The organism is Singulisphaera acidiphila DSM 18658 (genome assembly GCF_000242455.2).
Taxonomy (GTDB): Bacteria; Planctomycetota; Planctomycetia; order Isosphaerales; family Isosphaeraceae; genus Singulisphaera; species Singulisphaera acidiphila.
Window position 1 is genome coordinate 5,081,798 of record NC_019892.1, and the last position, 25,187, is coordinate 5,106,984.

Sequence of the window (25,187 nt, forward strand, 5' to 3'; positions counted from 1 at the left end):
CCAAGCCCCAGTCCGCATGCCTCGAGAAAATTTCATTCCCACCCCCGAGCAAGTCGCCCAATTCCAAGGGGACGGCAACGACCCGGCTCGCCTCTATACCATCAAACCAGCCCTGATCGGAGCGGAAGTCAAGGAACGTACGCCGCAAGAGGACAAGCTCTTTGGGCAGGCTACGGCCATCATGCTCCGCGAGCGTCCCGTCCCCCCCGATCGCGTCCAATTCTTCAAATGGGTGGATGAGGGCGACTTTCACTTTAAAACCTGCGGATGGTCGGCCTGGGTCTACAACGTTACCCCCATTCCTGGAGGTTTGGGGATCACGTTGAAGGTCTGGCCCAAGGTCACCGGGGATGCCCTGATCGCCAATTCCTACTACGAGGAATATGCCTGGACTGACGGAGTCCTCACGTATGTGAAGGGCTACGGCAATCCGAAAACTCCGGGGAAAATGGTCCACTGGTAAAGCAAGTCGCTGCATTTCCAGGACCGAGAAGAGCGTCTCAGCCATCCAAGACCGGCTCCTGATTCTTTTGATATTCAGAAATGCGATTGTGTATTGATGTGTGGTGTTGAGTTGCAGTAATGAGAGAATGGAGATTCGGTGATAAAACGTAAGTATATTACGAACTGCGAATGCAGTGATTCTGCAGGTGCGGTTCTGCGCAGGGCGACGCCCGCAAGGGCGTTCCCTAACCGCGACCTATGGCACACTCGAACAGGATGGCAAACGTGAGAAGACACGGAGCCATGCGGACGGCTTGAGGTCTCGTGGAAATGTCACATCGGAGGCCGAGGGCAAGGCTTTCGGAGTCAAGCCTCACAGCGGTGCCTCTCGGAGGGCGATCACATCAGGCTGGGGGCGAGCCAAGACAACGGGTCCGCTCCCACGATGAAGAGTGCAATGACCCACAACAAGACGACCCAGACCGCGAAGGCCGGCTTGATCGGCAACTTGATCCAGGACGTGTTCAAGGACCTGTGGAACACCATGGCGATCGACGGCTAGCCAGATCGGAAAATGCCAGCAGGCCCACCCCACGCCGAGGACGAGACTCTCCACCAGGCGGCCCCATCGCCTTTCGAGATGCGGCAGGGCGTACCCTCGCCTGCCGAGCGGGCCGCCGAGTAGCAGGATGAAGAGGAAATTGGGGATGACGTCGGACAGGAAATCGACGGCTGTCCGCTGATCAGCGAGTTCGCACGGATTGCGGTCAGAAGGGGCAATGGAGGTAGGGCGAGAGCGACGTCGTACCAAGCAGGGTTGACTCGCCAGAGCACGAGCCGCGAGAAGAGCTCTCGATGCCCGGCGCGGCCGGTCCCGATGGCTGTCAAAAGGATTGCGGAGGCGAAAGGCCCGAATTGACCCAGGTTGAGCAAGTGTTCCTTCGAAAAAAGGGGCAACCCCCAACCCCCTCAGAGGACGCCATGACAATAACAATCCCGCACTCGACAGCAGGTAACGATCCGCGTTTTGAGTGGCGCGGGACGTTCACGAACAAGGAGATCAATGCACTTCACTCTGAGTGTTTTGAGCACCCGTTGTCCGATGACGATTGGTGGACGCAGGTAAATGCCTTTAGTCTCGGATGGGTTTGCATGCGCGTGTCGGGAGATCTTGCTGGCTTTGTCAATGTGGCATGGGACGGTGGGGTTCATGCCTTCCTCCTCGACACGATGATCACCTCGGCTTTGAGGCGCTGCGGTTTCGCTACGTCACTTGTCGAAGAAGCCGTGAAGCATGCGAAAGCTTCAGGCTGTGAATGGCTCCACGTGGACTTCGATCCACATCTTCGTGACTTCTATTTTGGCGCATGCAAGTTTCAGCCGACTGATGCGGGGCTGATCCGTCTTCGATAGGCCGCGACTTTCCCAAAACGTTTTTCTGCTTTCCACCCCGTACAATCATTGCGAAGAGCCTGTCTTGGAAGGTCAGGTTTCACCGGGAAATGGAGGATGTTTGGGGGCCCCAGGCCAAGGCATTCCCGCATGGGGCCCGAGTACGGAAATGCATGGCACCCGGAAGATCCGCAAAAACTCCGGTGGGATTCGCTCTCGGGGACAGACTCTAACACGGTTGTCCAACCTTTCCCCATTGGGTACCCTGATTTCGGATTTCCGATACACGTACGATTTCGCTGGGAATAAGTTAAGTGTCGTCGAGACCTGGGGATTGGAGTTGCAAAATGCAATTTAGTTTCGATCCAAATGATGTGTCGAAAATGACAAAAGCTTTTGCCAGCGACTTTTACCAGGCATGCGAGAGCTTCAATTTTCTGCCTTTCTTGACTCAAATTGTGGACAATGCAACAAAGAACCCTGTTTCCTCATCCCTTAGGGAAAAGTATCAGCAGAAGTTCGTTACGTCGAACGATTTCGACGTCGATGTTCATCGCGAGCCACGAGGCTCCATGCCCCCCGAGCTTTCTCCAGTTGTACTCTCGTTGTGTTCTTGGCCGGAGTTGCAACAAGCCAAGGATTTGTTTGCGGCTTACAATGTGACCATGGAGACAGGAACACACTGGATTAAAATCGTCTACCGAGACGATGCCGTGGTATATTGGTTTTTGTCGAACGTCGATAACTCAGTAACAATGAACATTAGGTCAATGAGAGTAAAGACTTCAGAAGCGATAGTCGAAACAAATGATGATGTAATTTTGGTTATTAGAACGTCTTTGGTTTGCTTTTTTGTTTTTGCCGGGAATGAAGTTGCGTGGCATTCTGTGCTGCCGCATTAATTTGGAAAATCGCTTCTCTTTAGTTGTTTTGCTCATTCGGGCTTAGCCGTCGTTGCCCGTTGTTGATCCCAGGGCGATTGCGCCATAATGGGTGATCTGCGACACGATGAGCCATGGCGGTCTGTGATCTCCCTGGCGCAGGATCCGGCGAGCGTGCTGCCGATGTCGCTCGAGATTGACCTCTCGTGGCCAATGATTTCTCCGCTTTCATCGAAGTTCACTTTGCGAGCCTGACCGACCCACAAGGCGAGCCGTGGAGCGGTGCGCCGGTTGAGGACAGCGGCGAGGTAGTAGAACCACTGGCATGGGACGGGTCGCGGATGCGAGGATGTCATGGGGGGCAGCTCTGCTTGGGGTGTCAGGCTGGTGTGGTAACCGCCATCGTCCCGGTCGGGCCGGCCCCGTCTACTCAGCGCATGTCAGGTGTTCCACTCATGGCGATCTACGAGGAACTCTGTGGGATTCACTGGCCAAACGAGTTCGTGGTCGAATTCGTCGACGGTACGCGGGAGCGTCTCCTTCGCGGCGACGGCGTCGGAGTCATACCGCCCGCCGACGACCCGGAGGGATACGGGGCCCTGTACGCCGACCTGCCGAAGAGACGCCCCTGCGACCGGGAGCAATGCGGCAGGCACGTCCGCTTCACCGAACTGCGAGCCATCTACTCGCCCGACGGGCGATTGCTCTGGCCAGAGACTTGACCCCGCCGGCGAGGCCCTCCGGTCAATGGCTTCCTTGCCTGGCTGCATGACCACCTGCTCTCAGCCCGGGGCCGCCGAGTTGCACAATTACCGGTCGAAATGCATGAAGTCCCGGAAAGTACAGATTAAGATGCGGTCGGCTCTGGCTGCCGGGATGCGGTTCGGCCCACGAAGATGCGGGTCGGCGCGTCGCTGTTGCCGAAGATCGAGTGAGGGGGAGACCAACCTACGGCGTCTGCTTTTGCCTCCCCACCTCCACTTGGATCGCGTCGCCTACCCGCCGAAGCCGAAAATCAGTGCCAGCGCCACGAGGTTAATCGCGGGCAGCAGGCTGAGAGTGATCGCCGTGCGGTAACCCCCTCTTCGATAGGCGATCCAGGATGCTGGAACGGAAACGAGAACCATGAGCGGATAGGTAAGCAGCGTCACGAAGAGGATGATCGCTGCGGTGGAGATTCCCGTATCGAATGCCATCGGCGACATCATCATGGCGAACGACGCAGGGATGGCCAGCAGCCCAAAGCAAACGGTGGCCAGAATCAGCGTGCCGAGGGCGATCTTGCGGGGATTTTTCATCATCGAAATCCTGAGAAGGCGGAGGGCCTTTTCTCTACCCTAGGCCATGTCGAGGGAGGAGCATCACCTACCCCACCGAATCCGATAGAGCACATGCCTCCGCAGTCTGTGCCCATCGGGCAATACCGCGTGGTCAAAATCCTCGTCTGCATTCCGCCTCATGCCGCTTCGCTTCGGCGAGACGAGCTTCAGCCGGCCAGCCCCTTTGACCAGGGGCGTGACCACCTCGGTCAGGAGCCTCCGGGCGATGCGATCGGACCGCTTTCCTGTGGCGGCGACGGCGGTGTAGCAGGGTTGGAACCGATCGCTGAACTTGGCTGCCCTGATCCAGGTGTGACGGTGCGCCGACCTTGGGCCAGGACGGCCCCGAGGAACAGCCGGGCGAGCCGGGGGGGAGGACCGGCGGTCGAGTGCCGAGGCGAGTCGGGAGAACCACTGGCACGGGCGAGTATCCGCTGCGAAGATGTCATGGCTGGCTCCGTCCGGGATGATCGGCTGGCTTGGTAACCGTCATGGTCTCGGCCGGGGCCGGCCTTCGTCTAGCCCAACGTGACACGGCTCCTGGAAGGGGACTTTATTGCTCCGCCCTCCCGCACTTCTGGAGCAGCTTCTCGCCGCCGGGCGCTGGCCGCGAACCGTCGAGGAGCAGCAGTGGCAGAACCTCCGGCCATTGGTACCTGCCGAGCGCGTCAGGCGACTCGCGCTCGAGGAATCAATGATCTTCCTGTTCGCGCCGCCCTTCCACACCGTTCGCGAGCGAGCCTCTTCGAACCCCTACTGGATGGATCCGCTGGCCGCGCCGTCGGAGATCGACTTCGACCTGGCTCTGGACATCGGTGACTTCGGCCTGGGATCCGATGCGCCGATTCTCCTGGATTACCGAGAGGATCCCGAGATGCCGCGCGTGATCCGGCTGCGCTGGCCGCCCGACGGGTGCGCGAACCATTGGGTCATGATGGCCCCCGACTTTGAGATGTTCGTTCGCGAACTCGGCCTCTGAGTTTGGCTAAGATTCAGGATGTGGGGAAGTCAAATTGCTTCACTTTGTCATTTTGCTCACTCGGGCTTAGCCGTCGTTGCCCGTTGCCGATCCCAGGGCCGCGATGTGAGGGGGCTCCTCACGCAAGCCATCGCGGCCCATCAGGATCAGTCCCAGAAACCATCGATCCTGGGTGATAGGGGGTGAACGCCTACAGAGCAACCGGCGAGCCTGGCGCTTCCTGCTATTTCGTAAGCGGATAATTTGGCACGACTATGACAGGGTGGATCTTGTTCGTCTCCTCCCGCAAAAGGTCGCAGACGTGCCTTCTCGCCTCGATCTCATGGGTCAGATTCTCGAGGCTGTCGAGCCATCGTCCTCCCCACACCAATGCCGTACCGGGTACCGGGCGAAATTGCGAGGCGTTTGTGAAGACTTTGAGGAGCTCGGGACTCTCGCTCTCATCGATGATCTCGGCCCAGAGCCTGCGTTCCAGATGATTCAGAAAGGTATTAATCCCGTCGTTATTCGTCAGCCGTTTATCAAAATCGAGGGCCCAGGATCTAACGGAAACACCGACCTTTTCCAGGTAGTGCATCAATCTCGGCATTTTCTCTACCGTCTCATCCTTCCAAAAAAAGACATGCTCAACATTAATGGGTGGCTGCAGGTCATTCACAGTGGCTTTGGGGAGGTCCAAGAGCTTGACATGCCGTTCCAGTGCCGAGGTGGCACTCTCGATTTTAAGGCTCGCAAGCTCCCTCGTGAAATCACGTTGCGGCTGCTGGCTGGGTAACGGAGGAGGTCCGTTGGGGGCAGTCGTCTCCGCGTATCGAAAGAGTTCAATCGGGTAGGCGAACCCTACAGAAGTGATTCCTGCCAACCCGGACTTCCTGGAACGTATGGAAAAACTTGGGCCATTCCAACGGTCATCGAAATCATACTTTCCTGTAAGTGATGCAAGGATTGCAAATCGAGAGTCCTTGAGGTCTGGATTCTCTCGAATGGCCCTCGCCAGTGCTTCAGATTGTCTCAGAAGCAAGAGCGTTGTGAATGTTGAGTTGGGCTGGTCTTTCGCGTCAGAGGAAAGTCGATCCATTTCTCGATTTCCTACATGCTCGCGAAGAAGTTTGTAACGCTTGATGGTTTGCTTGTTTGCCAGATATTGAGATCTAAATTTAGGCTCTTTCAGCTCGTAAGGGATCCATTGATCTCCCTCTCGATATACAGCGTTGAAATCGTTGCTGGGCGGGGTAAGAAAGAGTATGTCCCGATTCGCACCGTAGGTTCCCGACCACAAGGGATAGCTGTCCCAAATCGGGCCCGGCGGATTCGAATTCCTCCCATGGCATCCGAGGCATCGCGCCGGGTTTTTCTCCAGCGGGACCATGTCGCCCTTTTCGTTTTTAGCAGGGGGCACGGTTGTTGCGTAGAACTCCCAGCGTTTCAGGTCGTCATTGAACCGCAGGATCTGGATTTTGTTGAAAGTGTTCTGGTCGGCCGGATCACCGCAGAAGGCGACGATGACCTTGGCCTCGTTTCCGTACGAGACGATTCTTGGTGCCTTCGGCGTTACCACGCTCCTTTCCGGACTCCGGCTATCGAAGATTTCGACATAATTCTCGCGATAGGAATGCGGCAACCGCTCTACGAGGTCGTCGACCGATGTGATTTCTGGAGACGCCAAGATGGTCAGGAATTGCTCGAACGTGAACGTCGAGGGGGCCACGTAACCCGATGGAAAATTGGGAGGGTCACTTGGACGATACGGATGCGGGGCGTCTTCGGAGAAGGCGATGCCGGGAGCGAGAACAGCCGCTACTGCGTAAATGATCGCACGTCGAGTCATGGCAAGTACCTCGGTTGAGCAAAGGGTGAGGAAGGAATGCGCTTCGGGCCAAACCCAGAAACTTGTCCTCATCGTATAAGGCCCAGGCAATCCCGACTCTTGGTCACAATCCAGCGGTGGCGCATGGTAAAATGTTGGGCTACCAACCGCCCCGGCGAAGCCGCTGCTTGAGGTCGGCTCGCCAGCGATATTCCACCGCAGACCGCTCGTGAGCGTACGACTTCGCACGCCACGAGGCCGCCTCCTCCGCCCACCGCTGCCGGTCCGCGCCGCCCGCAGCCGCCTTCCCCTCGGCTTCCCGTGCTTGGCCGAGTGCGACCGATTTCAGGAATGCTTGGTACTGGGCCATCTCCTCGTGCGTGTAAAACTGGCTTCGATCGTCAGCGAGCCGGCGTCGCCAGGCGTGGATGCCCCAGGCCGACGCGCAGGCCGCGAGGGCGATCAGGACCATCGCGGTCCGGAGCCGCCAGCGAGAAAGGCCGAGGAGACGAGGGCCGATTGCCTGCCGGGGGCGGTCGACACATCGAGGGCAGGTTGTGGCTGGCGTGCCAACAAGCGGGGCGCCGCATTGATGGCACGAGGGCTGAAGCCTGTGCAACCATGCAGCGGGGTCTCTCCCGGCCTCGTCCATCCGAATAGGCACCTGACAGTGAGGAGGCAGGGACCGACCGGGACGTTGGCGGTTACCACGCCAGCCGATCATCCCGGACGGAGCCAGCCATGACATCCTCGCATCCCATGCCGACGCCGTGCCAGTGGTTCGCGCCGCTCGCCGGATCGCTCGAGCGGCGGTCTGCCCCCAGGCTTGCCCTCCTGGTGTTCCTCACCAAGTTGGCGTTGGCTGTCGAACTATCGAACTGTTAAGATGGGCCGAGCTTCTGGCTCAACCTCCTCGGGAAGCCGATCGGGGGGGGCCGACGGGGCCTATGCCAAGGTGGATGTGCTCAAGCCGGCGAAGTCACAGCGGGTGACGGTCGTCAGCCGGCTCCGCAAGGACGCGGCGTTGGATACGGTCCCGGACCCGCATCCGGAAGGCCACCAGCACCACCCGGCTCGTCCAACCGGCTGGCGGGACGACTTCTGCACCGATCCGGAGGCGGCGGTCGCCGACATCCCCGGCGTCGTGGCGGATCGCTTCTCGCTGCTGGAGATCGCCTTCAGACAAATCCGTCGCCACCGAGACCGTTGACCACGCGGGAAGAACAGGTCCCTTCGCGCCTTGCTGGATCGCTCGCCGCCTTGGGGAAGGGCTGAGCGAACCCGGTGCGAGGGTTTTCGCTTTGGCCGTTTCGGCCCCCGTAACGCCGATTGCATGGATTGCCCAAGAAAACGTACTGGCTTCGAGGTAACGCCCATTGGAGAGAATGGCTTCGGTCGATATTGACCGATGGGCGCAACCAACCGGAGGGTGAACAAAAAGGGAGTGCCGATGGCTTCGTTGACGCGTACCGCCCTCGGCGGAGCCGCGCGAGTACCGTCAGCGCGAGCAATCAAGGATCGCAGGGCTGGCTTGCCGGTGATGATGTACCCCCTACCCGGCGGAGAAGCGGATACCATACAATCAATTCGGAGAGAGACCAAACAGGAGGGCGGATGATCAGCTGCAGTTACAACCTGACCCATCTGAAAGTGCTCGAGGCTGAGAGCATCCACATCATCCGCGAGGTAGCCGCCGAGTTCGAGCGGCCGGTGATGCTCTACTCCATCGGCAAGGATTCCGCCGTCATGCTGCGGCTCGCGCAGAAGGCGTTCCACCCCGGCCGGCTCCCCTTCCCGCTGCTGCACGTCGATACGACCTGGAAGTTCCGGGCGATGATCGAGTTCCGCGATTGGTTCTGTCGCGAACAGAACCTCGACCTGAAGGTCTGGATCAACCCGGAGGGGCAGGCCCAGAACGTCAACCCGTTCGACCACGGCTCGAAAAAGCACACCGACATCATGAAGACGGCAGCGCTGAAGCAAGCGCTGAACCACTATCAGTTCGACGCGGCGTTCGGCGGTGCCCGTCGCGACGAGGAAAAGAGCCGGGCCAAGGAACGCGTCTACAGCTTCCGCGACCGCCTGCACCAGTGGGACCCGAAGAACCAGCGGCCGGAGCTCTGGAGCCTGTACAACTGTAAGGTGAACAAGGGGGAGAGCATCCGCGCCTTCCCGCTGAGCAACTGGACCGAGCTGGATGTCTGGCAGTACATCCACCTCGAGAACATCCCCATCGTGCCGCTCTACTTCGCGGACATCCGCCCGGTCGTCGAGCGCGACGGCACGCTCATCATGGTGGACGACGACCGGATGCGGTTGCGGCCCGGCGAGGAGCCGATGATGAAGCGGGTGCGGTTCCGCACCTTGGGCTGCTACCCGCTCACGGGGGCGGTCGAGAGCAACGCGACGACGCTGCCGGAGATCATCGAGGAGATGCTGCTGGCGAGGAACTCCGAGCGGCAGGGTCGGGTGATCGACCACGATGAGACGGGGTCGATGGAGCAGAAGAAGCGCGAGGGGTACTTCTGAAATGCAAGCCGTTGACCTGAGTCAGGAAGACATCCACACCTACCTCGCCCGCCACCAGAAGAAGGAGCTTCTGCGGTTCCTGACCTGCGGCAGCGTCGACGACGGCAAGAGCACGCTCATCGGCCGGCTGCTGCACGACACCAAGATGATCTACGAGGACCAGCTCGCCGCCGTAAAACGGGACAGCGAGAAGGTCGGCACCACCGGCACCGGCGAGATCGACCTCGCCCTGCTCACCGACGGCCTGAAGGCCGAGCGCGAGCAGGGGATCACCATCGACGTCGCCTATCGCTACTTCTCGACCGACCGCCGCAAGTTCATCATCGCCGACACGCCGGGCCACGAGCAGTACACGCGCAACATGGCCACCGGCGCTTCGACCTGCCAACTGGCCATCATCCTCATCGACGCCCGCCACGGCGTCATGACCCAGACCCGTCGACACTCGTTTATCGTGTCGCTCCTGGGCATCCGGCATGTGGTCGTGGCCATCAACAAGATGGACCTCGTCGACTACTCACGCGACGTCTTCGAGCGCATCAAGGACGAATACACCGGCTTTGTCGCCAAGCTCGAGCTGCGCGACATCACCTTCATCCCGATGTCGGCGCTGAAGGGCGACAACGTCGTGTCCAAGAGCGACGCGATCCCGTGGTATTCCGGCCCGCCGCTGCTGGACCACCTGGAAACGGTGCACATCGCCAGCGACCGCAACCTGACCGACCTGCGTTTCCCTGTCCAGTACGTCATCCGTCCCAACCTCGACTTCCGTGGCTTCGCCGGCACGGTTGCGTCCGGCGTCCTGCACAAGGGCGACGAGGTGATGGTGCTGCCGTCGGGCAAGCGGAGCAAGGTGAAGTCGATCGTGACGTACGACGGCGAGTTGGAAGAAGCGTTCGCGCCCCAGGCGGTGACCGTGACGCTGACCGACGAGGTGGACGTCAGTCGCGGCGACATGCTGGTCCTGCCGGACAACCCGCCGCACGTCAGCAGCGAGATCGAGGCGATGGTGGTCTGGATGGCCGAGCAGCCGTTCGTGCCCGGCCGGCCCTACACCCTGAAGCAGACCACGCAACAGGTGACGGCGGAGGTCGCGTCATTCCGCTACGGCGTCGACGTCAACACCCTGGAGCACCGCGCTATCGCACGGCTCGGGCTGAACGAGGTCGGGCACGTGCAGCTCAGCCTGACACAGCCGTTGGCGTGCGACCCCTACCGCACCAACGCGGCGACCGGCGCGTTCATCCTCATCGACCGGCTGACGAACAACACGGTGGGTGCCGGGATGATCCTGGAGACCGGCAGCGGCCGGGTTCCGGGTGACGTGTGGGCGGCGGAGCCGGCGGTGCGTCTCAAGCAGCGCGCGAGCCAGATCGCGCCGAGCGAGCGCGAGCAGCGTTACGGCCAGGTGCCGGTGACGGTGTTGCTGGTCGGTCTGACGGGGAGCGGCAAGAGCCGGATCGCGTACGAGCTGGAGCGCCGGCTGTGGGACGAGGGCCGTGCCGTGACCGTGCTGTACGGCCAGAGCATGCGCCAGGGCCTGAACCGCGACTTGGGGTTCACCGCAGACGACCGCTCGGAGAACCTGCGTCGTTCGGCCGAGGTGGCGAAATTGATGAACGACGCGGGCGTGATCACGATCGCGGCGTTCGTGGCCCCGCACGAGGCGGTGCGCGAGAAGGCGAAGCAGTTGATCGGCCGTGACCGGGTTCTGGAGGTGTACTGCACCGCGCCGATGGAGGTGCTGCGTGCCCGCGACCAGAGCGGCGCGTACCAGTTGGCTGACGCGGGCAAGATCGCGCAGATGCCTGGTGTGACCGCTGCGTTCGAGGAGCCGAAAACGCCCGACCTTGTGCTGGAGACCGACCGGATCAGCGTGGACGAGAGCGTCAGCCGCATCGTCGAGTTGATGAAGTCGAAGGGTTATATGCTCTCGCGATCGTAAGTGACCCGTGGGATCACCCCTCCCCCCTTTGATCTCAGGGCCAGGGGAGGGGGCCCACAGGCCCTGACGGAGAAGATTGCCTGCTCCGAGCCACCGGTCTCTTGGAGGCGTCGTTCCCCACCGCGCGGCGGTCTGAGTCCGACAAGGGGGCACAGAGCAGGTCGTTGGCGGTCACCGGATCACTCAAGCCGATGCGATCGCTGCGATCTTGGCGAGGTAGGCGTCCATGTAGTGGTCGCTGACGCTTGGAAAGAGCCCCTCGAAGACAGGACCCTCCAAGACAGGCGCCCCGAGCGACTCGGTCCTCGCGTCCGAACGCAACGCCGCCCTCTGCTGTAGCAGAGTGGCTCGCAGCCGGTCGAACTCCGTCTCCGACATTGTGGGAGGGCCTTCCGCCCCCAACCCGGCCGCCACCGATTCGTTCCGCGCTTTCAGTCGGCCGCTTCCATCAAGCTGATAGAGCATTCCGACGTGCTGATATCCAGGCGGAACCAGGGGGACGATGTCGTTATTGTTGACAAACCGGTAGAATATCTTTCCGTAGTGCTTCTGCATGAAAGCCGGGAAATCTCCCCTTCCGACGGCGGGTTGACCGTATGTGTAGATCGCGTTGATTGGGAAAATCCTTTGCCACTCGGCGGCCGCGATCGTGGCGAGCGCCCCGCCCAGGCTGTGGCCGGTCAGCACGACCTTGCGATTGGGAAGCCGCTTCAGTTCCTGTTCGATCTGGGCTTTCACGACGGTAAACCCGGTGTGAAAGCCTCGATGCACGATTCCATAGGGCTGACTGGTGCCGAACACATTGAGATTGGCCAGCCAGTCACCGGTGCTTTCCGTACCGCGGAAGGCGACCACGACCGCTTCCCCCGAAGAGGCGACGAAGCACTGCGTATCGTCGGCCTCAATGAAGAGGCAAGTGTCGAGCTTCCAGGTCGTGCGGGCCATCGATTCGACGGCGGCTTTGGGGCTGTAAGAGAGCTTGCTTGCCAGGGCGAGAGAGAGCGCGGCCGGCCAGTCGAATGACGTCTTCGCGAGCGACGACGCGGAGAACTTCGCCATGAATGTCGAGGCCAATACCGGCGCTTGCCGACCGAACAATCCTTCCGCCTGCGTGGGCTGCGCGGCGATGGTCGCTGGTGCGGTGACCAGTTGGGGCGTACCAAGCGTGACACTGACCTGGAGGGGAATCGTCCAGGTGCTCGTCCCGGCCGAGAATTGGGGCAATGTGGGGGGGACGGCCGCCAATGGCTGAATCGAATGGTCGACGTGTGATTGTGTGTTATTGTTCGTTACTGGTGATTTGGTCTCCTGTTTCGCGGCTCCTTGATTGCTGATGAGATTCCAGATCGGGTCGTAGATGTCATCTCGGGCCGCGACCGTCGGTTCGAATTTGACTCCCGCGTCGACCACTCGACTGTCCTGGGCGAGGTCGTGGGCGGAGACCGCGTAGTTGGAGACGAGGTATTGCCCGGCGAAGTGCAGGCCCACGACCTGGATCGGTTCGGTCGCGGAATTGGGGATCAGGAGGACGGCCGACCCGGAATTCCCGCCCAGCGTCGAGCTGTCGTGGGTCACCACTTCCACGAGTTTCTTGAAACTCTCGACCTGCTCGCGGGACCTCAGCAATCCGGGTTGCAGGCGTTTGACGTAGTAGGCTCCGCGGAAGATGCGGTTCTGGATTCGCTGGAACTCGTCGTCGCCCGTGGGGTCGTAGCCGGGATAGCCCACGACCACGACCTCGCGGTCCGTCAGCGACGACGGGTCGGTCGTGCTCAGCGAGAGCGGCTTTCGCTTTTCCGGCAGCCCTTTGACCCTGAGCAGTGCCATGTCCCATTGGGGATGGATCATCAGCACTTCTTCAACGGTCAGGGTCTCCGACGACGTCCGGCCGATCTCGCGGTAAAAATCCACGGAAGCATCCAGGCCGCTCTGGAATTGTAACGAACGGCCGACGCCCGCGGCGAAGATCGCGGCGACGTGCCGATTGGTCATGAGCACGCCGTCGCCGACGATGAATCCGGTGCCGGCATAGGGCAGCGACGGTAGGCTGGGGACCTGGATCCGCCCCACGGAGAGCAGGCAAGATTCGATCCGCGATTTGAGCCCGTCGGTCCCCAGGTGCTCCCATTTCGTCGTGAGCTGGTCGACCTTCATCTGGTCATCGACGATGTCGACCACGGGCCGGTGGTAGGGCATGACGATCGCTTCGAGCACGAACTGCTGTTCCGCGTCAACCTTCTGATTATTTGCCACGCGATCCAGCGACTCGAAGGCCATCGCGGCCTCCATGCGGGCCGGATCGACTCGGCGCGTATCCAGGGTTAAGTTTTCTGCGCCGGGGGCCGAGCGACTCTCCAGCGTTTCGCTCAGGCCCTCGGCCTTGAGTTTCGGGTCGACCTGGCGGAGCATCTTCTTCAGATTATCGAGGCGGTCAGTCATGATTCACTTTCCTCTCGGTTGGGCCGATCAGTCTCGGCGAGTTAACGTCTTTTCAAAAACAGGCAAGACGAGGCTGTGAATTCGAGCAATCAAACAGCCTTAAACTGAATGGATTCTGAAGAATGGCTATGGGCCCTGGGTGCCACGGGTTGTACTCAACCCGTGAACGGAAGCCCTGGTTTTTGGCTCACGGGTTGAGTACAACCCGTGGCACCCAACAGCATGGGCTTAATCAGGGCAGCCCATGGTGGCCAACAGCTTAGGGTTTGGGGCCTGGATAGAGTTTGGCGGCGAACTTCTTGTCCCCCTCCGAGAAATCCGTGTTCCATTCCACGACAAGGCCTTCGGCCAACCCGGCGGGGATGGGGAACATCATGATCGACTTCGGGTCGAATGCGCGGTACTTGGGATTCTCGAATTTCGGAGCGACATCGAAGATCGTCGTCTGGATCACCGAGAGCGGCCAGTTGTTGGGCGGGCCGCCGTAAAAATCGATCACGGCCTGCTTATTCCAGCGAATATTTGCATTTGGGTTTTCTTGTTCGTGGATGAGGCCGATGACGTGGCCGAACTCGTGGCGGATGAGGCGTGCCGCGTCCGCCTCGTTGCTGGTGGTCCGCACCTGGCCGAGGTTGATCGTCGGCTGGTCGGCCGCCACCGTCAGGGCGTTGGTCCCGATCACCGACCATGAGCCCGGTTGCGCGAAGGTGAGCCGGATCGGAGCGTCCGTTGCCCGCGAGTCGAAGTCGAATTTCAGGTTGGTGAACTGCGACCACTCCGTAGCGTACTTCTTGACGAGCGCCTTGACGTTGTCGTCGCCGTCGAGGAAGTGCACCGCGAGGATCGCACCGTTCTTCCAGAGCCGCCACTGGCCCTTGAAATAGGGGTCGCGGGCCAGCGCCGGCGAGACGATCGGGACGTTCTCGTCGTGTGCGTCGCGCTTGACCTGGGCTTGTTGCGCGAAATCCTGCTCCTTGCTGGCCGCGATCCGGAGCATGATCGTGTTCAACTCCGTGGCCTTGCCGAGTTCCTTGTTCCTCTCGAGATTTTGAGCCAGGGATTTTCGGAGTTCTTCATTCAAATCCTCAGCGTTTTTTCTGGCCTTTTCCGCCTCCGCCTTCTCTCTAGAAAGCTTATCCTTTGAGTTGTTCATGTATGTTATATATTTGTCGTCAACTGCTTTTTTGTCGGCTATGGTTTTTTGCAACGTCATGGAGAGCTTTGCCGACGCAGCCAATCCCAAGAGGGCGGCAATGGCCAGGGCTCCGAAGACGCACTTCCAGAATCGATTCCGTTCGTTCTTCCGACGGTCTTTGTAGCGACACTCTTCGATGAACCTCTGCTCGGCCTCGCTCCGGTTCTGATAGGTCCTCACCTCCTCCAGGTCTTCCCACTTGATGAGTCTGTTCGCCGGACGTCCCTCGCGGTTCCACTGCTCGGCCATCTCGCGGAAAGCCCGCCTGGCATCGAGCCACTTCTGGTAGGTTGGCCAGGACGTGAGGAGTTCGTTTGACCGGAGGTGGACGCGCTCGGCCTCGGGAGTCTCCCCTTTCGTGACCTGGATCACGCCGATCTTCGCCAGGCCGGAGACCGCCCGATCGACCGATTCATTGGAAGAAAAGACATCATAGAGGGCGGCCTTGGTTGTCGAGACCGGCTCGAAGGTCTGGCCGTCCGCTCCGAGTCGGGCCAGCCTGAGCAAGACGCAACGGGCCACAGACTCGTCCTGAGGCGGGAGTGTTGCCAGCCAGCGGTCGGCATCCTCGACGGCCTTGCGCACCGTCGAGGGGTCGAATTCGGCGAGCAGGGTCTCCTCGAACTTCGGCTTGAGGAGGTCGCATTTCTTACCGCCATCGCCATCGCTATCGCCGTTGGCCCTCGCTGCGCTGGCCAGTTGGGCCGTCCAGAAATTCATCAGCCCTTGGACCGAGGCACGATCCTCGCGGGCGTCGAGGAGCGTGCCCGTGGCGGCCGCCCGGGACAGGAAGTGCCGGACCCGTTCGACGCCTCCCGGACTTGTGAACAGCGATTTCAAGTCTTTCACCAGCAGGGAGTGTTCCCCCTCGGCCACGTCGCGATCGTCAAAAGGCTGCGGAGCGACCTTCGGCGCGGAAGCGGCCGTTGGCGTAAGCTTGGGCTGTGCAGACATCCGAATCACTCCTGAATAAAAAAAGCCGGGACTCGTCCGTCTCAGTTGACCTGAGTTGCCGTCCGCAGTTGTGCGTCCAGGATGCCGGCTTCCTGGACGAGGCTGTTGGTCACGTCCAGGAGTTCTTCATCGAGGGTCAGGAAGAATCGCCGGAAGCGTTCGATCAGGAGCGCGAAGATGTTCCCGATCGGCTTGGGAACTTGCGGAGAAAGGCCGGCCGTCGACTCGAACGAGGCGGCCAGTTGGACGATCCGGTTCGCCAGGGTGTCGGTGGGCCTTCTCAAGGCGAGGCCTTGGAGGTCGGCCTTGACCATATCCCAGCCGGGGACCAGGGCGGGAACAACATTGGCGACCGTCTCCGCCTGGGCCAGCGACGTCTCGACTCGCTGGCAGCAATCGTGGTCCTTGATCAACACTGAAAGGTTGTCGCAGAGCGTCCGAAAGCGGTTCAGCCGGTCGCGGAATTCGGCGATGAAGGTAGGCATGAATCCCTCGTCTGGATTGAGGCCGGCGAGGATCACGTCCATCAGGTTCACCAGTTCCAGGGGCTTGAGCCGCTTGGCACACCTGACCAGCTCGGCATTCAGGCCGGCCTGCTGGTTCGGCAGCGCCCTCAAGACCTCGACGATGCTGGAGAGCGCGTTCAGGTCTCGTTCGGTCACGGCATTCCTGAGCGCGCTGACGGCGAGTCCGTAGGCCTCCACCCAGCCGGCGTCGGAGGGGTCTTCCAGCAGCGCGGTGCTTCTCACGGCCGCCTTGTAGTCCTCGATGAGGTCTTCGCCGATGTTCTCGATCTCGAAAGGATTGTTCGGGTCCTGCTTGAACCGCTCCGCCGCCTGGGAGATCGCCTCACGTTTCGCCTGGAGGTTGTGCAGTCCTTCGTGCAATTGCTTGAAGCCGCTGAGGTAGCGGAACTGTTCTCGACGCTGGACGAACTTCTCGTTGAACCGGATGACGTCATTCTTCACCGCGGGCGACATCCCCGGCATCGCCGCCGGGGCAGGGGGCCGGCTCGGCGAATTGACCACCAGATAGCCCTGCTCTTCGAGCCGCTGGCGGATCGTACGAACGGAGACGGCGTTGAGCCGCAAGGTGTCATCTTCCCGAGCACGGTGAATCCCGACAAATTTCTCGTCGTCTTTTCTGAAGACGCCGCCGCCGCTGATGCCCGGCCGGGTGCCATCCCCGAGCAACCGGACCACGCCCTGGAACTCGTCGCGATAGGAGAAGGAGTCCGGGGTCCGGGTCGGATTCACCATCCCCTGGGAGAAGGACAAGGTGCCGCCGGGGTATCCGTAGATCCGGAAGTCACCCGTGAGATCCGAGTCGGCCCATTCGCGAACCGCGGGGGCGGCCGTGCTCGCCTGGGGGTCGTCGATCTCCAGCACGACCCAGTCGTCCGACGCATTCGAACGCTCGGCCTGGATCACCTCTTCGAGCGTCAGATTCGGCTTGATCTTCATCACGATCTTCGCCGTCTTCGCCTGAGCGTCGTTGTAGCCCGTGTCCGGGGCCCAGACGCGCAGTTGGCTCAGCACCGGCCCGAATCCGGGCTTGCGGTCTTTCGAGGTCCCGCGCACAACGTGGGCACAAGTCAGGAGATAGGTCCTGGGAACTTCCTGATCGCCTTGCCTCTTGAGGCGAATGGCCACGGCGCTCCCCTCACTCCTGTCGCCATTTGGAGACGTTGCCTCCACAAACCAGATTGCGGTATTAGGATAAGACAACGGTATGTCCTTGCTATTAATTTGTGAGCGAAATTAATGCTTTAGTCTTTTGTTTTTCTCGCTCATGTTGTGATTTTCTCTCATCCACGACCCGAGCAACAGGGGGGAGGAAAATTTGATGTTCCGTAAGATTTTCGCCGACAGCAGGGGATAGCCGTCTTGCTTTTGAAACTGTTGGCCTGTAACGATTTGGGCCTTCTCTTCTTGCGCCGTGCTTGCTTCTGTCCCAGCTTCTGCACGCTCCCATCAGCAGTCGCCTGTGGGGCGAAGGTCGGGCCGTAACTGTGCTGTACGGCCAGAGCATGCGCCAGGGCCTGAACCGCGACTTGGGGTTCACCGCAGACGACCGCTCGGAGAACCTGCGTCGTTCGTCGCCCCCCGCACGAGGCAGTGCGCGCGAAGGCGAAGCCGTTGATCGGCCGTGACCGTGTTCTGGAGGTGTACTGCACTGCGCTGATGGAGGTGCTGCGTGCCCGCGACCAGAGCGGCGCGTACCAGTTGGCCGACGCGGGGAAGATCGCGCAGATGCCTGGTGTGATCGCTGCGTTCGAGGAGCCGAAAACGCCCGACCTTGTGCTGGAGACCGACCGGATCAGCGTGGACGAGTGCGTCAGCCGCATCGTCGAGTTGATGAAGTCGAAGGGTTATATGCTCTCGCGATTGTAAGTGGCTCGTGGGATCATCCCTCCCCCCTGATCTTAGGGCCAGGGGAGGGGACTCAGAGGCCCTGACGTGTCGGCCTGGTGATTGGTGATCGAAGACGGTTGAGATTGCCTGCTCCGCGCCACCGGTCTCTTGGAGGCGTCGTCCCGCACGGCGAGGCGGCCTGAGCCGAGATGGCTCGAGAGCAGTGGGGCTCCCTCAGCATCGAGAGGACCTCATTGCGGGCCGTGTAAGGGGGCATTCAACCTCTAGGAACGCTGACGCAACAACTTCCCGGTACTGAACCACCCGTTCCCACAGAAATCAGGAAGTTGTTGCGTCAGCGTTCCAAGGGGCGACCGTTTAAAGCATTGAGGTGAAACCCCTGGAGATATGGCGAACTTGTATCAGAATGTTTTGCAGCCCCGAAGGGGCGACCGTTTTTAGCCAGGGGTGAAACCCTTGTCCTTACCAAGAACGTTTGTGCAGTAATGCTACTCCAAGCGAAGGTCCAGCTCAGCCCCCTGAACCCAGGGCCAGCGCATATCAAACACGCTGTAGTGAAAGGACTTGCGTGAGGTAGTCCGTATTAATCATACAGGACATCATCTTTCCACGTAGGCTATCCTTGTCGGGATGACGCTTCAGCAGCGTCACGGCGAACCGCCGAAGCCAGCTCAAGTTGTTCCCCAAAGTCCGCTCGCGAGTGCGGTGCTCATCTTCGCGAAAGTTCACATCGAGTACCCAGTGCATCGACTCGATACTCCAGTGACCGCGGACCGCTTCGCCGAAACGCTTGCCGCTCAGATAGTGGCTGCTGAGATAGTAACGCACCTCGTCCGACTCCGTCCCATCGGCATGCTGCGTGATTCGCACCGCATAGCCAATTGCCTTGATCCAGGGCCAATCCTTCAGCGGCGCGAAATCAGTCGGCACCTTGACCAGATAATAGGAACGCTCGTCGATGCGGCCGTGCCCGGCATCACGGGTCTCGTCGTATCGATAGTGGAGGTCCTCGAGATCGCGTTCCAGGTGGTCGAGGAAGAACGCTTGGATCGCGGTTGCGAGCTTCGGCGGATTGTCTTTGACGGCGATCACGCAGTCGCCGCCACCGTCAACGATCTGCTCGACAATCGCTTTCTGGCAGCCCATCGCGTCGATCGTGATGAGCGTATCCGTGAGGTCAATCTGCTCGAGAAGTTTTGGGATGGCTGTGATCTCGTTGGACTTGGCGTCGGTGGCCACCTGACCCAGCGCAATGCCCTGCTCGCTGGCCCAGGCGCTGACAATGTGCAGATTGCCAAGACCTTTGGCCGCATCGTGCGATCCGCGACAGGCTTTGCCGTCGATAGCGACGTGTCGGCGGGAGTTCTCAGTGTCGGCGGGGATCGCGTCGCAGATCCAGTCCTGGAAGCAGCGTTGAAAGGCTTCGGGTTTCAGCGCCATGAGCAAGCGTCGGATGCAATCCCGTGAGGGGATGCCGTTGGGCAGGGCCAGATGCAGGGCCAGCCAGGACTCACGATTCTTGGCCCAGCGATGAATGGCGGTAGGGCCATCGCATCCGCAGATGACGGCGCGACCGCGATGACAGCGATATCGACCATCAAGTGCCGACGATTGCGTGCGTGGCGGGGATCGGAGAGCGATTCGAAATAAGAGCCGATGGAGCCGACATCGACGGGCTTGGCCATGGGAGGCATCCTGGGATCGGTCGGTGTCGGCCTCCGCACACCCGGAGTGCAGTAAGCCGATTCACGAGGACCGATTCAAAGATAACGAGCCACGGTCTGTCGCGCCAGACTACTCAGGCCGCACAGTTATACGCGCTGGCCCTGTACTGGAACGGTATCGTACCGCCGCCAGGCGTTCCCATCCCCGAGGGTTGGGTTTGGGGCGATCCTGATGGACCCGTATGCGACTATGACCGGGCCGGGGACGTCGATGACTACGTCGGGATGGTTGAGGTTGGCCCTGGCTTTGGCTTGGTTCTCTGGGATCAACCTATGCGGACAGCCTTCATCCCCTCTGACGACGGAGGAATTCTGGTCCGTTGGGGCCATGCCTATGGGGAGGACGAGGTTTGGCAAGCCGTCGGTCGTGCAGAGGAGGCGAATTGGTCGCAAACCGAACATCGGTTGCAGGTCAGTCAGGGCCCCCTTCTCGTCATCGATGCCGCTTATGAGGGGTCTGAACGCCCGCCGCACGAAGGCGGCGGTGATCCGAACTGGCTGGAGTTCACGCTGCCAAAAGGGCAATACCGCGTGGACTTCGCCGACTTCAGTCCCAATGAGCGGACCTGGTTGATCCTCGTTCGGCTGTCACGAACACTGCTTTGAGTGGCACCGTCTGAAGTGGGTATGGACCGTGAAGACTCGTCCCTGGCCCTGAATCCAACGATTCTCCCGAGGCAGGCGAAGGATCGAGCAATGCGATTCATGGTGCGGCGGCTGATGATCGCTGTGGCGGGCCTAGCCTGGGTGTTCGGCGGTGTTACGTGCGGCCTCCGAAAAACGGAGAACCGACTCGTCGTCGAGAACCGATCGGGACCAACCCTCGCTTTATTGCAGATTTCTTTAAGCACCGGCCTGGGCAGAATCCTGAGCGATTTCCAGTTCCGCTCTTTGTTGGTCATCGTCACCTATGGTGATGGTCGACGAGTTGGGAAGGTCGTGACGATCCCTCACCGAGACCTGTGACGCGGGCCGTCAGCGTTGAGTTTCAATGAACGGGCCGAGACTTTCTCATCCGGCCAACGCGAACGGGACACCAGATGAATCAGTTTAAGCGGTGGCCGTTGGCCTTACCGGCACTCGTGCTCGAAGCCTGGATCGCCCTCTCACTCTTCTTCGCACCGGGATGGGCGAATGGCTGGCCTTTCGGACTGACGATCCATGCGGTCTGGTCTGGTGGGATGGCGGTAATTGGCTGTCTCATGCTCATGACGCTGGCAGCAGGCATTGGGGCAGCCATCAGTTCCCTCCTGGTCAGGTATCATGTCGAACTTCGGCTCGCCTGGCTGGTCTATAGGGCTTGGCTCTGGGTCTGTACCATCGCCATAGCGATCCTGGGAATCGTCATGTATCGCACCCTGTTCGCTGAGGCGCTTAGGATGTGGCCGAACGGTTACCATCCTTGAGGCCAGCGATGCCGACCTGCCTGAGGGAATGAGAGATGGAACGACCTCGCTTTACGTTCATGACGATGCGACGCCCCCGCCTATCGTGATACGCTTCAAGAGACAATCGGCAAAGCCGTGAGGAGACTCAACGATGCGACCGCCCCGCGTGAAGCTGAGAGCGGGCATCTTCAAAAACCAACTTCGCCGTCCTCATCTCTCAATCGCGGAGATTATGGGCTTGGTAGCGGTCGTCGCTGTCTGCTGCGTTTGGCCGGTGATGATAGGCCCGTTGCTTGCCTCCTCCCTCACTTGGCTTCCCCATGTTAAGGCTGGTCTCTCCCTGATCTGGACGATCATCGTCATCGGTTCCGTTCTCGGGTTTATAATGGCCAAGACTGCTACGATTCCCGCACGAAGCGTGGCACTGAGTCGTGATGCCGCAAACCCACCGTTTAGCGACCTGACCCAAGGGCAACGTTTTCACCAGGATGCCACACCCCCGGCGATCGTGATTCGCCACAAGAGCGGGTCGGCAAAGCCGTGAGGAGATCCAGTGATGTGATTGCCCGAGTGCGGGGCAGGGGGCGACGATTGACGACCGTGGCCTTAGAGCGTGTTATGAACTCCACACGAATAGCGGAGCGGCCTTCTGGAGCATGAGCAGGCTGAATGCGACGTAGTGCAACCCGACGAGTGTCTCGGCGAGACGCTCGTAGTCCTTCGCCAAGCGGCGGAATCGCGCCGCCCAGCCGAACGACCGTTCGACGACCCACCGTCGCGGCAGCAGGACGAAGCCCCGCTTCGCCTCGGCCAATTTGACGACTTCCAGCCGGATCCCGTGTTCGGCCGCCGCAGCCGCAGGCTCCTCACCAGTGTAACCTTGATCGACGTACGCCAATTCGACCGACTCTCCCGTCGCCTCCTGGATCGCCTCGGCCAGCCGGCCGACTTGGGCCCGGTCTTGCTCATTGGCCGCGGTGACATGCAAAGCCAGCAGATTCCCCAGCGTATCAACGGCGGCATGGACCTTCGAGCCTTTGCGCCGCTTATAACCGTCGTAGCCGGCGCGGTGGCCGCTCTCGGGAGTGGACTGAATCGTCCGGCTGTCGAGGACGGCGCCGGTCGGTTCGGGGCCTCGACCGTCGGCGAATCGGAGCACGGCGCGAAGGTCGTGGACGATCGCCTCGAAGCAACCGGCGGCGAGCCAGCGGCGGGTCTGTTGGTAGACCATCTGCCAAGGGGGAAAGTCGTTGGGCAAGTATCGCCATGGGGCGCCGCTGCGGACTAGCCATCGCAGGGCGTCGAAGACGTCGCGGAGGTTGTGGACGCGCTGACCGGCCTCTTCAGGCAGTAGGCAGAGGTAGGGAAGGACGAACTCCCATTCGGCGTCGCTGACATCGCTGGGATAGGGCTTGTGAGTGATCATACCCTAAACTACGATCGCCAGTGGACTACAGTTCATAACACGCTCTAGCTGAGTGTAAGCCGCAAGATCAGTGCTCAGTGGCGGCATAGGGGCTTGCTGGCCCGCAGGCATAGCTCGATAGGGACCGTCCAAATCTCAGGCACCTGGCCGCCAATCCCACCTTCGGAAATTCGCTTGCCTCCAGAGTCGCCGAACCACAAGGCAACATGGGTCTCGGGGACTCGATCAGTGCCGAGTGTCGTTTCAACGATCTCTCCAGGGACAGCGACGATGACTCCAAGCAGCCCGTCGAGTTCGACGATATCGCCCCGCCGATGCAAGGGTGGGTGCTCTTCAGGTCCATAGTTCATAGCCTCTGATCCTCTCCGTGCGGCGGTTGGCTGACACGACGGTGAGGTTCACAGAAACGCGACCTCCGTCCAGCCGGTCATTAACCCTAATCGCTCGTAGCAAGACCGGGGTGGGAAGGGTGGCTGTCTCTGCTCCCAATGGGGATCTCCGACCATCCTCAGAATGAGCGTGACGTCCGGATCATGAAGGTGACGATAAGAGTTCGATCACACAACTGAAGCGGTTCACGCGGGCGACCGTGATCATCATGTAGTATGACCGCAGGCCCAGAAGCCGGGCGACAGAATCGTGGGCATTGAGCACATCCCTGCTCTCACCTGTCTGTACTTTCCGTGATTTAATTCGTTCGGACATCGGGTACATCCCATATCATCTCCCCCGCTCCGAAGCTCCTTGGTCTAAGTCCAATACTCCTCAAAATCGGGTCGCATATGCAACTCGGCAAATGACTCCAGGTCGGGGAAGATTTCGGTGGCCGGCCAGGGCATCGGTTCTGGATGCCGTGTCCAGGTGAGGTGGACGACCGCCACTCGCCCTGACCCGTCGAGCAGTTGGAAGAGCACGTCGTCGCAACTGTCGTCTTTGCCGATTGCTGCGACCGGCACACCGTACAGGGGATGATCGGCCCCGACTTCGGCTCGCATCTCCCGCTCGTAGAGGGCGGTGAGTTCGGGCCTCTCCGCCGCGACATGCCACCAGGGTTCGAGCCATTCCATCGCATCCCCCGCAGCAAGTCATTCATAAAGGAAGACCAGATCCAACGGCCTGGGGATTGTGGCGATGTTCGGACGTTGACTTGCCGAGCTAGGCCGAGTGCCTATGCCTGAGAACTCAAGTCGGTGCGGCGCGAATTCGACGGTGGCACGGCGAGTCAACGCTCGCCGCGCCAACTCAAGAGTGGAACGGGGTGTGATTCAAGACGCGATCAGAACCGTTCCCCCACCATCGCTTCGCTCTTCGCCCAGAGCGCCTTGGCACGCTCGGGATCGAGCGCGTAACCACGCACCCCTTCGCTGATGGCGCTGAGCTTGAAATCGTCGGGCACGATGGCGCTGACATGGCAGTTCTCGCAGTAGCGACCGCCCACGTTGTCGGCTTCCGCGACCACACCTGCCCAGACCGAGGTCGCCGCTCCCTGCGGGGTCGTTTTGAACTGGAAGGGGGGCTTGCCCTCGGCTGCGAGTTCCTGGTTCATCTGATCGATCATCACCTGAAAGAAGCTCTGATCGAGGTGGCGGCCCAGTTCGGTCAGGATGCCACCCGGGTGGACGGCGGTAGCCCGGACGCCCCGCGACCGATGCCGGCGGTCGAACTCCACCGCAAACAGGATGTTCGCCGTCTTGGAACGGCCGTAACCGACGAACGGCTCGTAGGGCGTTCGCTCGAAGTTCGGGTCGTCGAGATCGACGTCGCTGTAGCGGTGCCCAGACGACGCCAGGTTCACCAGCCGCGCGCCCGGCCTCATCAGCGGCGCGATCCGGTTGACGAGCACGAAGTGGCCGAGATGGTTGGTGCCGAATTGAGTCTCAAAGCCGTCGGCGGTGTGTCCGAACGGAGTCGCCATCACGCCCGCGTTGGCGATGACGAGGTCGAACGGTTCGTCCCGCGCCCTCAGTGCGTCGGCACAGGTCCGGACGCTCGCGAGCGAGGCAAGATCGAGAGCGACCAGCTCGAGCGAGCCGCCCCCGGCCTTTGCATCGGCACGAACCTGGGCCGTGGCGTGTTCCGCCTTCGCGAGGTCGCGTGCGGTTCCCACCACCTTGGCGCCGCGACTGGCCAGAGCTCGGGCCGTCTCTACCCCCAAACCGGCCGATACGCCGGTCACCAGCACGCGGATCCCGCTCAGATCCTGCCCTTCAAGGACTTCGTCGGTCGTCGACGTTGCGCCGAATTGCCGGGACATTGATCGCCTCGCTTCCTTCCGCCAAAAGAGAGCAACCGAGCGGACCCCTCTCGCCGACGCAACCCATTGCCGGCGCCGGTCCTCATCGGTAATACTGGAAAGTGGAGGGTGCCTCCGAATCAATATATGGAGGGTC

At 60.7% G+C, this 25,187-nt stretch carries 23 protein-coding genes and 1 pseudogene; 14 read left to right on the plus strand and 10 right to left on the minus strand.

The window, feature by feature from the left end:
* Positions 1-16: 16 nt before the first annotated feature.
* The 4 genes from SINAC_RS19930 to SINAC_RS39995 all read left to right on the plus strand — a co-directional run bounded on the left by SINAC_RS19930 (position 17) and on the right by SINAC_RS39995 (position 3,439).
* The gene (locus SINAC_RS19930) at positions 17-463 is read left to right on the plus strand and encodes a hypothetical protein (RefSeq protein ID WP_237722918.1); all 447 of its coding nucleotides are present in this window, start codon (positions 17-19) and stop codon (positions 461-463) included.
* Positions 464-1,425: 962 nt separating this feature from the next.
* Positions 1,426-1,857 carry a GNAT family N-acetyltransferase gene (locus SINAC_RS19935; protein WP_015247405.1) on the plus strand — a complete coding sequence of 144 codons (432 nt, stop codon included), beginning with the start codon at positions 1,426-1,428 and terminating at the stop codon, positions 1,855-1,857.
* Between the two features lie 326 nt (positions 1,858-2,183).
* Positions 2,184-2,738 (plus strand): hypothetical protein, encoded by a 555-nt coding sequence (locus SINAC_RS19940; RefSeq protein WP_015247407.1) that lies wholly within the window; start codon positions 2,184-2,186, stop codon positions 2,736-2,738.
* Between the two features lie 434 nt (positions 2,739-3,172).
* Positions 3,173-3,439: a hypothetical protein gene (locus tag SINAC_RS39995; protein ID WP_015247408.1), complete on the plus strand. Its 267-nt coding sequence runs from the start codon at positions 3,173-3,175 to the stop codon at positions 3,437-3,439.
* Positions 3,440-3,712: 273 nt separating this feature from the next.
* Here SINAC_RS39995 and SINAC_RS19950 read toward each other — a convergent pair whose 3' ends face one another.
* A complete protein-coding gene (locus SINAC_RS19950) occupies positions 3,713-4,018 on the minus strand; it encodes a hypothetical protein (protein WP_015247410.1) in 306 nt (101 codons plus the stop codon).
* 90 nt (positions 4,019-4,108) lie between these two features.
* On the opposite strand from SINAC_RS19950, the gene SINAC_RS40810 reads away from it, so the two are divergent.
* Positions 4,109-4,522: a hypothetical protein gene (locus SINAC_RS40810; RefSeq protein ID WP_020467602.1), complete on the plus strand. Its 414-nt coding sequence runs from the start codon at positions 4,109-4,111 to the stop codon at positions 4,520-4,522.
* A gap of 70 nt (positions 4,523-4,592) precedes the next feature.
* Positions 4,593-5,015, plus strand: a complete 423-nt coding sequence (locus tag SINAC_RS19960; RefSeq protein WP_020467601.1) for a hypothetical protein — start codon at positions 4,593-4,595, stop codon at positions 5,013-5,015.
* Between the two features lie 223 nt (positions 5,016-5,238).
* Here the strand turns inward: SINAC_RS19960 and SINAC_RS19965 are convergent, their stop codons facing one another.
* The gene (locus tag SINAC_RS19965) at positions 5,239-6,843 is read right to left on the minus strand and encodes a hypothetical protein (RefSeq protein WP_015247412.1); all 1,605 of its coding nucleotides are present in this window, start codon (positions 6,841-6,843) and stop codon (positions 5,239-5,241) included.
* 139 nt (positions 6,844-6,982) lie between these two features.
* Positions 6,983-7,294, minus strand: coding sequence for a hypothetical protein (locus SINAC_RS19970; protein ID WP_015247413.1), 312 nt, complete (start codon positions 7,292-7,294; stop codon positions 6,983-6,985).
* 269 nt (positions 7,295-7,563) lie between these two features.
* Between SINAC_RS19970 and SINAC_RS40010 the strand changes: the two genes are divergently transcribed.
* The 4 genes from SINAC_RS40010 (at position 7,564) to cysN (ending at position 11,296) form a co-directional block, all read left to right on the plus strand.
* Entirely contained in the window at positions 7,564-7,707 is a 144-nt protein-coding gene (locus SINAC_RS40010) for a hypothetical protein (protein WP_015247414.1), read from the plus strand.
* 1 nt (position 7,708) lies between these two features.
* Positions 7,709-8,032, plus strand: a complete 324-nt coding sequence (locus tag SINAC_RS19975) for a hypothetical protein (RefSeq protein WP_020467600.1) — start codon at positions 7,709-7,711, stop codon at positions 8,030-8,032.
* A gap of 404 nt (positions 8,033-8,436) precedes the next feature.
* Positions 8,437-9,351 (plus strand): sulfate adenylyltransferase subunit CysD, encoded by a 915-nt coding sequence (cysD, locus tag SINAC_RS19980; RefSeq protein ID WP_015247415.1) that lies wholly within the window; start codon positions 8,437-8,439, stop codon positions 9,349-9,351.
* A gap of 1 nt (position 9,352) precedes the next feature.
* A complete protein-coding gene (gene cysN, locus SINAC_RS19985; protein ID WP_015247416.1) occupies positions 9,353-11,296 on the plus strand; it encodes a sulfate adenylyltransferase subunit CysN in 1,944 nt (647 codons plus the stop codon).
* A gap of 183 nt (positions 11,297-11,479) precedes the next feature.
* On the opposite strand, the gene SINAC_RS19990 is transcribed toward cysN, so the two are convergent.
* From SINAC_RS19990 to SINAC_RS20000, 3 genes are all read right to left on the minus strand, one after another.
* Positions 11,480-13,735 carry a lipase family protein gene (locus SINAC_RS19990; RefSeq protein ID WP_015247417.1) on the minus strand — a complete coding sequence of 752 codons (2,256 nt, stop codon included), beginning with the start codon at positions 13,733-13,735 and terminating at the stop codon, positions 11,480-11,482.
* 259 nt (positions 13,736-13,994) lie between these two features.
* Positions 13,995-15,884 carry an nSTAND1 domain-containing NTPase gene (locus SINAC_RS19995; protein WP_015247418.1) on the minus strand — a complete coding sequence of 630 codons (1,890 nt, stop codon included), beginning with the start codon at positions 15,882-15,884 and terminating at the stop codon, positions 13,995-13,997.
* A 41-nt stretch (positions 15,885-15,925) separates the two neighbouring features.
* Complete coding sequence (locus SINAC_RS20000; protein WP_020467599.1) at positions 15,926-17,536, minus strand: trypsin-like serine peptidase; 1,611 nt, start codon at positions 17,534-17,536, stop codon at positions 15,926-15,928.
* Between the two features lie 377 nt (positions 17,537-17,913).
* Between SINAC_RS20000 and SINAC_RS20005 the strand changes: the two are divergent.
* Positions 17,914-18,277, plus strand: a pseudogene (locus SINAC_RS20005) (adenylyl-sulfate kinase).
* 522 nt (positions 18,278-18,799) lie between these two features.
* Here SINAC_RS20005 and SINAC_RS20010 read toward each other — a convergent pair.
* The gene (locus tag SINAC_RS20010) at positions 18,800-19,996 is read right to left on the minus strand and encodes an ISAs1 family transposase (RefSeq protein WP_315851141.1); all 1,197 of its coding nucleotides are present in this window, start codon (positions 19,994-19,996) and stop codon (positions 18,800-18,802) included.
* Here SINAC_RS20010 and SINAC_RS40015 point away from each other — a divergent pair.
* The 3 genes from SINAC_RS40015 to SINAC_RS20030 all read left to right on the plus strand — a co-directional run bounded on the left by SINAC_RS40015 (position 19,879) and on the right by SINAC_RS20030 (position 21,915).
* Positions 19,879-20,589, plus strand: coding sequence for an Imm21 family immunity protein (locus tag SINAC_RS40015; protein ID WP_157579442.1), 711 nt, complete (start codon positions 19,879-19,881; stop codon positions 20,587-20,589). The two genes, SINAC_RS20010 and SINAC_RS40015, sit on opposite strands and share 118 nt — an antisense overlap.
* A 434-nt stretch (positions 20,590-21,023) precedes the next feature.
* Entirely contained in the window at positions 21,024-21,389 is a 366-nt protein-coding gene (locus SINAC_RS20025; RefSeq protein WP_015247421.1) for a hypothetical protein, read from the plus strand.
* 133 nt (positions 21,390-21,522) lie between these two features.
* Positions 21,523-21,915, plus strand: coding sequence for a hypothetical protein (locus SINAC_RS20030; protein ID WP_015247422.1), 393 nt, complete (start codon positions 21,523-21,525; stop codon positions 21,913-21,915).
* Between the two features lie 72 nt (positions 21,916-21,987).
* On the opposite strand, the gene SINAC_RS20035 is transcribed toward SINAC_RS20030, so the two are convergent.
* From SINAC_RS20035 to SINAC_RS20050, 3 genes are all read right to left on the minus strand, one after another.
* The gene (locus SINAC_RS20035) at positions 21,988-22,797 is read right to left on the minus strand and encodes an IS5 family transposase (protein ID WP_015245687.1); all 810 of its coding nucleotides are present in this window, start codon (positions 22,795-22,797) and stop codon (positions 21,988-21,990) included.
* Between the two features lie 749 nt (positions 22,798-23,546).
* Positions 23,547-23,864, minus strand: coding sequence for a hypothetical protein (locus SINAC_RS20045; protein WP_015247425.1), 318 nt, complete (start codon positions 23,862-23,864; stop codon positions 23,547-23,549).
* 209 nt (positions 23,865-24,073) lie between these two features.
* A complete protein-coding gene (locus SINAC_RS20050) occupies positions 24,074-25,051 on the minus strand; it encodes an SDR family NAD(P)-dependent oxidoreductase (protein ID WP_015247426.1) in 978 nt (325 codons plus the stop codon).
* Positions 25,052-25,187: the final 136 nt, after the last annotated feature.

Coding starts and splice junctions, on each gene's coding strand:
- SINAC_RS39995 (WP_015247408.1), top strand. CDS start 3,173: ATGGCGATCTACGAGGAACTCTGTGGGATTCACTGGCCAAACGAGTTC.
- SINAC_RS20025 (WP_015247421.1), top strand. CDS start 21,024: ATGAATCAGTTTAAGCGGTGGCCGTTGGCCTTACCGGCACTCGTGCTC.
- SINAC_RS40810 (WP_020467602.1), top strand. CDS start 4,109: ATGCCTCCGCAGTCTGTGCCCATCGGGCAATACCGCGTGGTCAAAATC.
- SINAC_RS19975 (WP_020467600.1), top strand. CDS start 7,709: ATGGGCCGAGCTTCTGGCTCAACCTCCTCGGGAAGCCGATCGGGGGGG.
- SINAC_RS20050 (WP_015247426.1), bottom strand. CDS start 25,051: ATGTCCCGGCAATTCGGCGCAACGTCGACGACCGACGAAGTCCTTGAA.
- SINAC_RS19950 (WP_015247410.1), bottom strand. CDS start 4,018: ATGATGAAAAATCCCCGCAAGATCGCCCTCGGCACGCTGATTCTGGCC.
- SINAC_RS20030 (WP_015247422.1), top strand. CDS start 21,523: ATGCGACCGCCCCGCGTGAAGCTGAGAGCGGGCATCTTCAAAAACCAA.
- SINAC_RS20045 (WP_015247425.1), bottom strand. CDS start 23,864: ATGGAATGGCTCGAACCCTGGTGGCATGTCGCGGCGGAGAGGCCCGAA.
- SINAC_RS19970 (WP_015247413.1), bottom strand. CDS start 7,294: ATGGTCCTGATCGCCCTCGCGGCCTGCGCGTCGGCCTGGGGCATCCAC.
- SINAC_RS19935 (WP_015247405.1), top strand. CDS start 1,426: ATGACAATAACAATCCCGCACTCGACAGCAGGTAACGATCCGCGTTTT.
- SINAC_RS19930 (WP_237722918.1), top strand. CDS start 17: ATGCCTCGAGAAAATTTCATTCCCACCCCCGAGCAAGTCGCCCAATTC.
- SINAC_RS19995 (WP_015247418.1), bottom strand. CDS start 15,884: ATGTCTGCACAGCCCAAGCTTACGCCAACGGCCGCTTCCGCGCCGAAG.
- SINAC_RS40010 (WP_015247414.1), top strand. CDS start 7,564: ATGACATCCTCGCATCCCATGCCGACGCCGTGCCAGTGGTTCGCGCCG.
- cysN (WP_015247416.1), top strand. CDS start 9,353: ATGCAAGCCGTTGACCTGAGTCAGGAAGACATCCACACCTACCTCGCC.
- cysD (WP_015247415.1), top strand. CDS start 8,437: ATGATCAGCTGCAGTTACAACCTGACCCATCTGAAAGTGCTCGAGGCT.
- SINAC_RS19965 (WP_015247412.1), bottom strand. CDS start 6,843: ATGACTCGACGTGCGATCATTTACGCAGTAGCGGCTGTTCTCGCTCCC.
- SINAC_RS19990 (WP_015247417.1), bottom strand. CDS start 13,735: ATGACTGACCGCCTCGATAATCTGAAGAAGATGCTCCGCCAGGTCGAC.
- SINAC_RS20035 (WP_015245687.1), bottom strand. CDS start 22,797: ATGATCACTCACAAGCCCTATCCCAGCGATGTCAGCGACGCCGAATGG.
- SINAC_RS19940 (WP_015247407.1), top strand. CDS start 2,184: ATGCAATTTAGTTTCGATCCAAATGATGTGTCGAAAATGACAAAAGCT.